The sequence below is a fragment of the Streptomyces sp. GbtcB7 genome, from assembly GCF_019091445.1.
In the GTDB taxonomy this organism is placed as follows: domain Bacteria; phylum Actinomycetota; class Actinomycetes; order Streptomycetales; family Streptomycetaceae; genus Streptomyces; species Streptomyces mirabilis.
On sequence record NZ_JAGXJM010000063.1, the window covers coordinates 30,865 to 41,765 of the forward strand.

At 69.1% G+C, this 10,901-nt stretch carries 11 protein-coding genes and 2 pseudogenes; 7 read left to right on the top strand and 6 right to left on the bottom strand.

Annotated elements, in window-relative coordinates:
- Positions 1 to 2: 2 nt before the first annotated feature.
- Positions 3 to 719: pseudogene (locus KVT44_RS59445) on the bottom strand (MFS transporter); the annotation flags it as partial.
- A gap of 440 nt (positions 720 to 1,159) precedes the next feature.
- Here KVT44_RS59445 and KVT44_RS52000 point away from each other — a divergent pair.
- Positions 1,160 to 1,585 carry an SMI1/KNR4 family protein gene (locus KVT44_RS52000; protein WP_217575731.1) on the top strand — a complete coding sequence of 142 codons (426 nt, stop codon included), beginning with the start codon at positions 1,160 to 1,162 and terminating at the stop codon, positions 1,583 to 1,585.
- A 24-nt stretch (positions 1,586 to 1,609) separates the two neighbouring features.
- On the opposite strand, the gene KVT44_RS59450 is transcribed toward KVT44_RS52000, so the two are convergent.
- A complete protein-coding gene (locus KVT44_RS59450) occupies positions 1,610 to 1,771 on the bottom strand; it encodes a hypothetical protein (RefSeq protein WP_254651062.1) in 162 nt (53 codons plus the stop codon).
- Between the two features lie 292 nt (positions 1,772 to 2,063).
- Positions 2,064 to 2,696 carry a glyoxalase gene (locus KVT44_RS52010; protein WP_217575733.1) on the bottom strand — a complete coding sequence of 211 codons (633 nt, stop codon included), beginning with the start codon at positions 2,694 to 2,696 and terminating at the stop codon, positions 2,064 to 2,066.
- A gap of 210 nt (positions 2,697 to 2,906) precedes the next feature.
- On the opposite strand from KVT44_RS52010, the gene KVT44_RS52015 reads away from it, so the two are divergent.
- The 6 genes and pseudogenes from KVT44_RS52015 (at position 2,907) to KVT44_RS52040 (ending at position 9,053) form a co-directional block, all read left to right on the top strand.
- Positions 2,907 to 3,212, top strand: coding sequence for a hypothetical protein (locus tag KVT44_RS52015; RefSeq protein WP_217575735.1), 306 nt, complete (start codon positions 2,907 to 2,909; stop codon positions 3,210 to 3,212).
- A complete protein-coding gene (locus KVT44_RS52020; RefSeq protein ID WP_217575737.1) occupies positions 3,205 to 4,707 on the top strand; it encodes a metallophosphoesterase in 1,503 nt (500 codons plus the stop codon). Before KVT44_RS52015 ends, KVT44_RS52020 begins: the two co-directional genes overlap by 8 nt.
- A 577-nt stretch (positions 4,708 to 5,284) precedes the next feature.
- The gene (locus KVT44_RS52025; RefSeq protein WP_217575739.1) at positions 5,285 to 6,148 is read left to right on the top strand and encodes an oxaloacetate decarboxylase; all 864 of its coding nucleotides are present in this window, start codon (positions 5,285 to 5,287) and stop codon (positions 6,146 to 6,148) included.
- The gene (locus tag KVT44_RS52030) at positions 6,145 to 6,414 is read left to right on the top strand and encodes a hypothetical protein (RefSeq protein ID WP_217575741.1); all 270 of its coding nucleotides are present in this window, start codon (positions 6,145 to 6,147) and stop codon (positions 6,412 to 6,414) included. The genes KVT44_RS52025 and KVT44_RS52030 overlap by 4 nt, the downstream gene beginning before the upstream one ends.
- Before the next feature lie 754 nt (positions 6,415 to 7,168).
- Positions 7,169 to 8,415, top strand: a pseudogene (locus KVT44_RS52035) (RNA-guided endonuclease InsQ/TnpB family protein).
- A gap of 113 nt (positions 8,416 to 8,528) precedes the next feature.
- Positions 8,529 to 9,053 carry a metallophosphoesterase gene (locus KVT44_RS52040; RefSeq protein WP_217575743.1) on the top strand — a complete coding sequence of 175 codons (525 nt, stop codon included), beginning with the start codon at positions 8,529 to 8,531 and terminating at the stop codon, positions 9,051 to 9,053.
- A 249-nt stretch (positions 9,054 to 9,302) separates the two neighbouring features.
- On the opposite strand, the gene KVT44_RS52045 is transcribed toward KVT44_RS52040, so the two are convergent.
- The 3 genes from KVT44_RS52045 to KVT44_RS59455 all read right to left on the bottom strand — a co-directional run.
- Entirely contained in the window at positions 9,303 to 9,812 is a 510-nt protein-coding gene (locus KVT44_RS52045; protein WP_217575745.1) for a DinB family protein, read from the bottom strand.
- Positions 9,813 to 10,040: 228 nt separating this feature from the next.
- Complete coding sequence (locus KVT44_RS52050; RefSeq protein ID WP_054231693.1) at positions 10,041 to 10,466, bottom strand: VOC family protein; 426 nt, start codon at positions 10,464 to 10,466, stop codon at positions 10,041 to 10,043.
- 249 nt (positions 10,467 to 10,715) lie between these two features.
- A partial coding sequence (locus KVT44_RS59455) for a transposase (RefSeq protein ID WP_254651063.1) occupies positions 10,716 to 10,901 on the bottom strand: 186 nt, incomplete at its 5' end.

Consider the following 10,901-nt stretch of genomic DNA (forward strand, 5'->3'; position numbering starts at 1 on the left):
GCCAGGAACAGGGCGACGGCGGCGACCGGGATGTTGATCCAGAAGGCGGCGCGCCAGCCCGCCCAGCCGATCAGCAGTCCGCCGATGGCGGGGCCGACGGCGACGGTGGCGGCACCGGTGATCGACAGACCGCCCAGCACCTCGCGCGGCGGGGCCGCGTGGCCGGCCTGTTCGGCGCGGCGGCGGATCAGCAGCATCGCCGCCGGGTAGCCCGCCGAGGTGCCCGCGCCGATCAGTACCCGGGCCACGATCAGTGCCGTCAGCGAGTGGGCCAGCGAGCCGACGATCCCCGCCACGAGAACCAGCGTGATACCGGCCACGAAGATCCGCCGGGGCCCGAACTCCTCGGCGAGACGCCCGGCGGCGGGCTGGGCCAGCGCGCTGGTGAGATAGAGGCTGGAGATCAGGATCGCGGTGTCCCCGACGGGGATGTGCAGGGCCGCGGCGATGGCGACCAGCGCCGTCGCGATGATCGAGCTGTTGACCGGGTTGAGCGAGGCCCCCAGGTACAGCGGCGCCACAAAGCGCGCACCGAAGGGATTGCCACGGGGCGCTCCGGCCTCGGATATCCGCTCCGGAGTACGGGTGTCACCGGCAGACGGCACGGCGCGGCTCCTTCCTCCGGGACCTTCCGCGACGGGGCAGGCCTGCTGGGGAGATCCCGGCGGAGATGAGCAGGCCACCTGACAAATATTAACAGGCAGCCTGCCTATCTCCATCGGGGCCGTCCACCCCGGCCGCAGAACGGTCCCGCCGCAGCCCGCCGGGCCCCGCGACCCGGACGGCGACGAACGCGGCGACGCGCCCCCTGCCCTCTGCGATCACCGCCACTACGAACCACGGACGGCACGGCCCACCGCAACACCCTCACGTGGCGAAGCCGGTGAATGGGGGAGACGCAGCCCCGGTCAGAACCGGAGAACCGGCCGTCCCCGGCCACACGGGCTCCCCGACAGGCGAGGACGGCCTCGCAGTTCACCGTTCCTATAAGGGCTGTCCCGCATTGGCGGCGGTCCATGAGAGGGCCTGCCTGAAGCGCCGTCGTGTTCGTCGTGCGACGATCAGTTGTGCTTCCTGCTCAGGAGTGGAGGCATGAGCCTGGGCTGGCGGACCGCTCCGCGCTTGGGGGCCGGCCCGACTCTTGGAGCGTGAACCAATCGTGTGGACCGAGCTGGTTACCGCCCTGTCCGGGCCGACAGCCTTCCAGCCCGCGGCCTCGGAAGCATCGCTGCGCAGATGCGCCACCGTCCTCCGCCATCCGCTGCCTGAGGACCTCGCCGCTCTTCTCCGTGAGAGCAACGGCATCGAGGGCGAGTACGGAGCCGGTCTGATCTGGCCGGCGGAGCGGATCGTCTCCGAGAACCTCACCATGCGCGGGGACGCCGAACTCGCCACGCTCTACATGCCCTTCGATCCCCTGCTCTTCTTCGCAGATGCGGGAAACGGCGACCTCTTCGCACTCCTTCCGACAATCCGCCGACCCGATGTCTTCGTGTGGAACCACGAGGACGACAGCCGTACCTGGGTCGCGCCGAATCTCGCCAAGTACCTCGAATGGTGGCTGACCAGGCGTATCACGCTGTAGTCACGCGACCTCGACAATCCGCGATCACTCGCGGACGACACACTGCACGAAGCGGTCCTCCCAGGCGGTGCGCACACCGCGGCCGAGCATTTTGCGCAGGAGCGGCCAATGCGCGATCAGCTGTGCGGCGTCGAGGTAGCAGGTGTAGTCCTCGCGTCTGCCGTTGAGCAAGACGATCCGGTACATCCCCAGCAGCGGTTCCTCGTCACCGAGATCGAATGTGCGCAGCCCCGACCATGCCAGGTGAAGGAGGGAGGACGACTGTGCCCTGGGTGGGACCGGTGAGCTCGGTGAGGTCACCAGGCGGCTGATCCGGCGCCGGAGCCCAGCGGGATCGCGCGGTGGCATTCGATGCCTTTTCGATCATGTCCTGGTCTTTCGTTCTGCCGAATTGACGTGGTTGGACCGGTGGCGGCAAAAGCATGGCCCCGCGGATGCCGGCCTAAAAGCGCTGTCCCGTAAACGGAGGTGGCTCGGCTCAGGCGATGGCAGTCAGGGGAGCAGTGGCTTCCCAGACGAACCCGTCCGGGTCGCTGAACGGGCTGGCGGCGCTGGAGAGCACGAGCCGGTGCGATCCGGTGCCGTCGGCGGGGACACCCGCATCCTTGGCGAGAGCACGGCGCTTGTACAGAGCCAGTTTGACGGGGCCCGACCCGGTGGCGAACTCGACGTACTTGCCGCCGAAGCTCTTACCCACGGTGAGGCCCTGCTCGACGTAGAACTGCTTGCTGGCCTTCACGTCCTCGACGCCCAGCAGGAGCACGAGCTCGTCGAAGTCCCGGGTGACCGGGCCCGTGTCCTTCTTCGTCGACGTCGCGATCTTCCAGATCGTGCCGTCCGGGGCCTGAACGACGCCGCCGTAGCCCCACAGCGACTTCGAGGTGGGCTTGAGGGCGGTGGCGCCGGCGTCGAGGGCCGCGCCGACGAGGGCGTCGACGTTGCCCGGCTGGGACACCACGAGCGACAGGGTGAAACCGCGGAAGCCGGTCGTGGGGGCTTCGCGGGCGCGCAGGCGCACGTGCGACGAGTCCAGTCCGAAGGCGGTGGAGTGGAAGCGGGCGGCGGCCGTGGTGTCGGCCACCTCAAGGGTGACGGAGTCGATGGAGTTCATGGCTTCGACGGTAGGGGCGGCCGGGTCACCGATGCTTCTCCAAAACTGCCCAGTCTGCCCGCGGCCCGGAGCCACGGGCCTGAGCGGCCCTCCGGCCGCCGCCCCGCCCCCCGAGCCGTGGTCGGCGTCAAGCAGCCGGGTTGGTGCGGCACGCACCGGCCACGAAGAGGCTGCCCGAAAGGCGGTGCAGCTGAGGGCAGCCTGATCCGGGTGATCCGGGTGATCCGGGTGATCCGGGGGATCCGGGGGAGGGCGGGAGCCGTCCCGATTCGCTCCGGGACCGGTGGAGTCTGCGGACTGTCCCGAGTCGGGCGGACGTCAGGCGACGACAAGACGCCGCTGTCCGGCCGCGACGTGATGCCGGAAAGGAGCGAGGCCGCCGAGCACGACCACGGCCCGATGTGCATGTACGAACTCGACGTCTTCGCCCGCCTGGAGACGAAGAGGCGGCAGTGCCGCGAGGCACCCTTCCCCCGGCCCGTTCCTGGATCGTTGCTACGGTTCACCGGTGTCTGACTCTTCACGCGATACCGCCGAAGGCGCCGGCTGGGGCACCCTGGAACACGGCGAGTACAAACACCTGATGCCGCACCAGGTCGACAAGCTCTCATGGCTTAACCCGAAGACCCTGTGGGCCGCACGCAACGGCGTGCTGGCTTCCTGGTTCGGGGATCCTACGGGCCACACCCGAAGCCGCTGGGTGGCACAGCGGACGGCCGCCGGAGCACCCGCCGCCAAGGTGATCCGGCGCGACGACCCGGACCACTTCTCCTTCATGGTCATCGGAGACACCGGCGAGGGCGACGATCCCCAATACGCTGTCGTCCCCGGCTTCCTGAAAGCCAGTCAGGGAACGAAATTCGCCGTCATCGCCAGCGACGTGATCTACCCCGTTGGCCGGACGGACGACTACGGCACGAAGTTCTTCCGCCCGTACCAGGACTACCAGGCACCCATATACGCGATACCCGGCAACCACGACTGGTACGAAGACCTCGGCGGCTTCATGCGCGTCTTCTGCGACGACGCCCCGCCACTCGCCCCACAGCCCGCGCCGCGCCCCCTCTCACGGGCCTGGCTGCGGTCGCTGCTGTGGCACCGGCCACACCCGGCCGACGGACAACGCCTCACCGAAGCACGCAAGTTGCGCTCCTCACCAGCCCAACAGGCCGTCCAGCCGGGCCCGTACTGGGCCATCGACGCCGGTCCGGTACGGATCATAGGCATCGACACGGGGCTGCTGGGAACCATCGACACCGAGCAGGGCGCATGGCTGCGCGAGGTGTCCAAGGGACCTCTCCCCAAGATCCTCGTCACCGGCTCGCCCCTGTACGTGGACGGCGAACACCACCCTTGCCCCATCGAAGGCGGCGGCACCGTCGACGACCTCGTCCGCGACCCGGACTACCGCTACCTCGCCGCCATAGGCGGCGACATCCACAACTACCAGCGCTACCCGGTGCAGGTCGACGGCCGCACCATCCAGTACGTGGTGTCGGGCGGCGGCGGAGCCTTCATGCACGCCACCCACACCATCCCCCGCGTCTGCGTCGCGAACGTCACCGAGCAGGAGTTCCGCTGCTACCCGCTGCGCGGCGACTCCCTCGCCTTCTACAGCAGGCTCTACGGACACCGCCTCCGCCTGCGCCGCCTGTTCACCCTCACCGAGGCCGAGGCGACAGCCGTCGTCGCCGAGCGCCTCGGCATCCCGCCGACCCGTACCCAGGGCCCGCCCGCCCGCGTCACCCGGCGCACCCGTCTGATCGCGAACCTGCTGGGCGCGGGCGGCCGACCTGAGCGCACCTCGCGCTTCCGCCTGCCCGTGCGGAAGATCTACACCCAGCTCTTCTCACCGAGCTCGGCGACCTACAGCCCACCCTTCTTCAAATGCTTCCTGCGCCTGGACGTCACCCCGGAGTCGGTCCGGCTGCGCTGCTTCGCGGCCACCGGAAACCGCGCGCAGGAACTCGACCCGCCGGTCGAGGACGAAGTCACCATTCCGCTGACCTGAACACCCGGGGACCCGGGCGCTGTCCCGCACGGCAGGCCGGTCCGGTTCCTGCGCCGCCGCGTGATCGGGACGCTGGGACTGCGCTATCATTGATCTTGAGCGAGCCGCCCGAACTTCCGGCGGTCAGCCTCGCGTTGGTGGTCCAAGGAAAGACGCCCCGCTTCCTGCGGGGAGATGCAGGTGCAAGGCCTGCCCGGCGCTCCGCACAGCCCCGCCTCCGGTCTCCCGGAGGCGGGGCTGCTTTTTTGATCGCCGGGGGACCGCGGCGCCGCCAGGAGACCTCCGGGCAGCCGGACGACAGTGCCGCCAACGAGTCGCCGTACCCGGGTGGCGGCCCCGGCCGCCTGCGCGGACCCGGGCTTCCGCGCCCGTCCGCGCGGCGGGATCAACTGGGCGGCCCGGACGGAGGATCAGTGACGTTTCTCCGGTGAACCGCTTGCGCCATTGAGGTGAGTAAAGCCCGTCCAAGGAGAGGGTCCGGTGTCGCTATAGGGATCCTCTTGTTCTGGCAAAGGGCGGTCGTGTTGCGACGGCCCTCGCCACGCGACGTGTCCAACCCCACGAGAGGAACCGGACGTTGACCTACGGGAAGAAGCTGAGGGAACAGATCGCCGGGCCGGAGACCACTCCACTGATCGGCGTGTATGACATGTACTCGGCGTCGATCGCGGCCGAGCACTACGACGGGATGTTCGTCTCCGGCTTCGGCTTCGCGGCCTCGTACTACGGGCTGCCGGACATCGGCTTCATCGCCTGGCCGGACATGGTGGCGTTCGTCCAGCGGCTGCGGGGCGCATTCCCGCGCCACCACCTCCTGGTGGACATCGACGACGGATACGTCGACCCCGAGGTCGCCTGCCATGTCGTGGAGGGACTGGAGCGCATCGGGGCGTCGGGAGTGATCCTGGAGGACCAGAAGCGCCCGCGCCGGTGCGGGCACGCCGACGGCAAGCAGGTGCTGCCGCTGTCCGAGTACCTCGCCAAGCTGGAGATGGTACTGGCGACCCGGCAGGACCTGGTGGTGGTGGCCCGTACGGACGCCACCGACGAGAACGACATCCTGCACCGGGCCGAGAAACTGGCCGCGACCGACGCGGATGTGGTGCTGGTCGACGGAGTACGCAGCGTGGAATGGATCCGGCGGATCCGCAAGGTGGTTGGCGACAAGCCCCTGCTGTTCAACCAGATCGCGGGCGGCAAGTCACCCCGGCTCTCGCTGACCGAACTGTCCGAACTCGGCGTGGACGTCGCCATCTACAGCACACCGTGTCTGTTCGCGGCCCACCAGGCCATGCACTCCGCGCTCGCCGACCTCAGAAGGGCGGACGGCCGGCTCCCCGCGGTGAACACGGCGGACGGCGTCGGCGTCAAGACCGCCACCCAACTGCTGGAGCGCAACATCGCCCGACTGCGGCCGGAACCCCAGAGCGTGAGCGCGTGACATCGGCACGCGTCCCACCACCGCGACTGCGCACGGCCGCCGTGCTGGCGGCGGCCCTGCTGGGAGCCGCGGCAACACCGGCAGCCGCGGGCGACAGCCTGATCACCGTCCTCGACAACTCGCACGCCGACTCGATCCTCGAGGTGGACCGGACCGCGAACATCCAGCAGGGCAGCGGAACAGCCGGCAGCGACCACGAGGGCAGCGCCGTCGACATGATCGAGGCCCTGGTCGCGGCGCACCAGCACGAGGAGGACCACGACTGACCCGCTGACCCGCTGATTGGCCGACGACGGGGCGCCGAGGGCCTGCCGCTCGGGGGCAGGCCGCAGGAAGGTGACGGGGCCTGCCCGGCCCGGGTGAGCGGGGTCCGGCTGGAGGCGCTGCGCGAGCCGTGCAGGGCCGGGCCCAGCTGCCGGCTCTGGAGGGCAGCCCGTGCGAGGGTCGGCCCGTAGGAGGGGCAGTCCGTGCGAGGGGTGGCCGCTTCACGCTGTACGGCCACGTCCCTCCTGCCTACGGCTGCTCCCGCCCCCAGGCCGCGCCCCGACCGGTGCGGCGGGGCCGGACCGAGGGCTGGCGGAGCCGATTCCCCCGCAGACGGCAGCGTTACGCGTGTTCGTCGGCCTCTCCGAACGGCTCCGTGCGTCTCCGGCCGCAGCGGCCACGCAGCGGCCCGGGGGAGGGCAGGACCCCGGGGGAGAGGGGAGGAGGGGGCAGCGGGCGAGTCGACCGGGACGGCGCACGCGAGCTGTTCTTCCGATAGCGCACCCCGCCTCGCACCGCGGCGACGGAAGCCAAACGTGCGGCGAACAGAATGCGGCGTTCAGCTACCGGACTTCTTGCGCAGTGCTCCAGGCTTCAGCCTGGGGGTGAAGCGCATCCTGTGGCTGTCCTGCGGAGCCGGGGAGTGCTTCGTCCGGGCCGGTGTTGCCCGTATGACAGCAGTGCGGAAGTGTTCCGGCGAGGCTGGGTTCGGCTGATCGGGTCGGGTTGTCGGTGGTGGGTGTTAGCGTCCGGATCATGCAGCTTCGGTATGCCTTCCGCCTCGACCCGGAGCCCGGTCAGCGCGTTGCGCCGGCGCGGGCGTTCGGGTGCGCGCGGGCGGTGTACAACGACGCGGTCGCCGCCCGGGAGCGGGCCCGGCGGGAGGGTGTGCGTTTCCGAGTGCGGGCGCGCTGTCGAAGACGCTGATCACCGAGGCGAAGCAGAGCCCCGAGCGGCGGTGGCTGTCCGAGGTGTCGGCAGTAGTCCTGCAGCAGGCGCTGCGGGACATGGAGCGCGCCTGCACCAACTTCTTCTCCTCTCTGAAAGGATCCCGCCAGGGGGCACGAATGGGGGCGCCGCGCTTCAGGTCGAAGCGGGATGCCCGCCAGGCGATCAGGTTCACCGCGAACGCCCGATGGAAGATCACCAAGGCGGGGCGGCTGCTCCTGCCGAAGATCGGCGAGGTGAAGGTGCGCTGGTCACGCAGCCTCCCGTCGGTCCCGTCGAGCGTGACGGTGATCCGGGACGCAGCGGGGCGATTCTTCGCCTCCTTCGTGATCGAGACCGACCCCGGCGCCGACCTTGCGCGGATGCCCGAAGCCGACAACCTGCCCAGCGTGGGCATCGATCTGGGTCTCACACACTTCGCGGTCCTCTCCGACGGCCGTGTCATCGACTCCCCGCGCTTCCTGCGCCGGGCGGAGAAGAAACTGAAGAAGGTCCAGCGGGAGTTGTCCCGCAAGCAGAAGAGGTCGAACAACCGGGAGAAGGCCCGTCTGAAGGTGGCCCGCGCGCACGCGCAGGTCGCCGACGCCCGCCGCGAATTCCACCACCAGCTCTCCACCCAGTTGATCCGCGAAAGCCAAGCGGTTGCGGTGGAGGACCTGGCGGTGAAAGCCCTTGCCCGCACCCGGCTCGGCAAATCCGTGCACGACGCCGGCTGGGCGCAGTTCCTCGCGATGCTGGAGTACAAGGCACAGCGGTACGCTCGCGTCTTTGTGAAGGCCGGCCGGTTCGAGCCCACCAGTCAGGTGTGCTCGGCCTGCGGAGTCGAGGACGGGCCCAAACCCTTGCACGTGCGTACCTGGACGTGCACGCACTGCGGCACGGTCCATGACCGGGACCACAACGCCGCCAAGAACGTCAAACAGGCCGCCGGACTGGCGGTGACAGCCTGTCGAGCGCAGGTAAGACCGGAACTCGTTCCGGCACAACGCGAAGAAGCAGGAAGCCACGGAATCCACACCGGAACTCGTGCCGCGCAGCGGCACAGCACCCGGTGAGGAAGACCAGAATCTCCCTGCTACAGCAGGGAGAGCAAGTCAACTGCCACCACGTGGCCACGGCCGCTCAGGACTGTGCCTTGCGAACCCAACGTTCCTCATCTGGAGGGCACATGAGCACAGCAGGGCACCACGACCGGCTGGACAGACGCGCACTGCTGCAGGCCGCGGTCACCATACCCGCGGCCGGCGCGGTGACGACCGCACTCGAGGCGACCCAGGCACACGCCGACCCGGCAGCCCACAGCAGCGGCCGGTCCCACTTCGACACCGAGAGCCCCCGCTTCGCGCTGGCCGTCCTGCCCGACACGCAGTACCTCTTCGACGCCGACAGCTCCGACCCGGCACCCCTGAGCGCCACGTTCCGCTACCTCGCCGCCGAGCGTGAGGAGGCGAACATCGCCTTCATGACGCACCTCGGTGACGTCACGGAACACGGCACCGAGCAGGAGATCGCACTCGCCGCCGACACCTTCAGGACCATCCACGGCAAGGTGCCCTACAGCGTCCTGGCTGGGAACCACGACATCCGCTCCTCCACCGACGACCAGCGCGGCGACTCCGCCTACCTCGCGGCGTTCGGACCCCAGCGCTACGCCTCGATGCCGACCTTCCGCGGCGCCTCTCCCGACGGCTAAGGAACGCGGCATCACCCCCGCCAGACGGTCAACGCTCCCCGCGTTCTTCTCCGGGACAGGGCGAGTCCTTCGTGACGGGGGTGTGCCCAGGAACCCACCCGAGTCGGGGCAACACCACCTGCGCCAACGGCTGAACACCCGTGTCTGGGCGCGCCGGCCGTAACTGGCCCGGGTCGACGTCCGATTCCGCGCCGCATCCGAGGAACTGCCCCTATGCGGCCTGCGCTTCACTGGCGTCCGGCGTTTTACTCAGGCGCCCACTGTCCCGTCGACACCCTCACGCAGAAAGTCCGCGTGCCCGTTGTGGCGGCCGTACTCCAGGAGCACATGCACCATCACCATCCGCAGCGATACCTCCTCGCCCCATCTCGGCTGATACCCGGCCTGGTCCAGGGACTCAGCCTCCCGCTCGATACGGCGCGAGTTCTCCACCTCGGCCTCCCAGGCTACGAACGCCTCGTCCCTGGTCGACGCGCTCGCGTCGTAGGCCGCCTGAAAGTCGATCTTGTCGGACCAGACCATGGGAGCGTCGTTGTCCTCGAACACTCGACGGAACCAAGCACGCTCCACCTCCGCCATGTGCCGCACCAGACCGAGCAGCGAAAGCGTGGACGGCGGCATCGACTGCTGCCGCAGCTCCTCGCCGGTAAGCCCTTCGCACTTCATGGCGAGGGTCGCGCGGTGGTAGTCGAGAAAAGCCCGCAGCATGTCGCGTTCGCTTCCAAAACTGGGCGGTCCTATGCGATTGTCGCTGGTCACTGGCCGTGCTCCTCATCCGCGCCTGCATTTGGGACCAGAATCTACTCCCGTCGGCTGCTCCCATACGAGGCCCGTCAATTGGCGCCGGTCTCGGGAATCAGTAAGGCTCATCGGTCACCCGCAGCCGCAACTACCCCTAGGAATCGATCATCTAGTTCGACCAGCTCGGCTCATCACCTTCGACCACCGTCGCCGACAAGGGACACGGACGCCGATCGGGCACTCTCCTCAGACGACCGGCTCGCCGATGCCCAGCATGTTCCCCTCGCTGTCACGGAACCAGGCGCCGCGTTCACCCCGTGCGCCCTTGCTCGGGTAGTTCCCGTCGATCTCCGCGATCCCCTCCCTCGTCCGGAACCCGGGCACGTCGACCTCCTCGAACACCACGCCGCGCCGCTTGAGCTCCGATACGACCGTCTCGATGCTGTCGACCTCGAAGGCCATCTGAGTGAAGGTGCCGGGCGAGGCTCCGGTCGACCGGAACACGACGAAGTCCGCGCCTTCGCACCGGTACAGCAGCCCGCCGGGCCGCTCATCGACGGGCTCCAGACCGAGCTGCTCGGAGTAGAAGCGCCGTGCTCGGTCCAGGTCCTGGGCGGGAAGCCTGGTCGCCACACGTGCCCCGGCCAGAATGTTCCTGTCGTCTGCGTTCATGTCTCCAATATGGCGTGAGCGGTGGCCGCAGGGACGGAGGCGGCAGGCGTGTGGCGGCCTCACCGAAAGAGCGGTGCCCTGGAGCAGCAGAACCCGTGAACAGCCCTGAGCGGCACAGGGAATCTCCACGCCTCAACGCGGGCTCCACCCGGTACGAGCCGCGTCTCAGCAGGTCAGCGGATTCGGACGAGGTGTGCCCACTGGCTGCGGTGCACCGTGATGGCTTGTCCCGGCGGAGCCGGGCAGTGCTCATACCGGCCGGTTCTGCTGTTCGGTGTACTGCTTGACCACGGAGAGCGGGGCGCCGCCGACAGTCCCGGCGAAGTAGGAACCGGACCAGAGGTTGTTGGCCCGCCACTGGTCGGGTAGCCGGGTCATGTTGCCATGACCCGGCCCCCTCAGAACCGGGCATGCCTGTTTCCAAGCACCACGGCT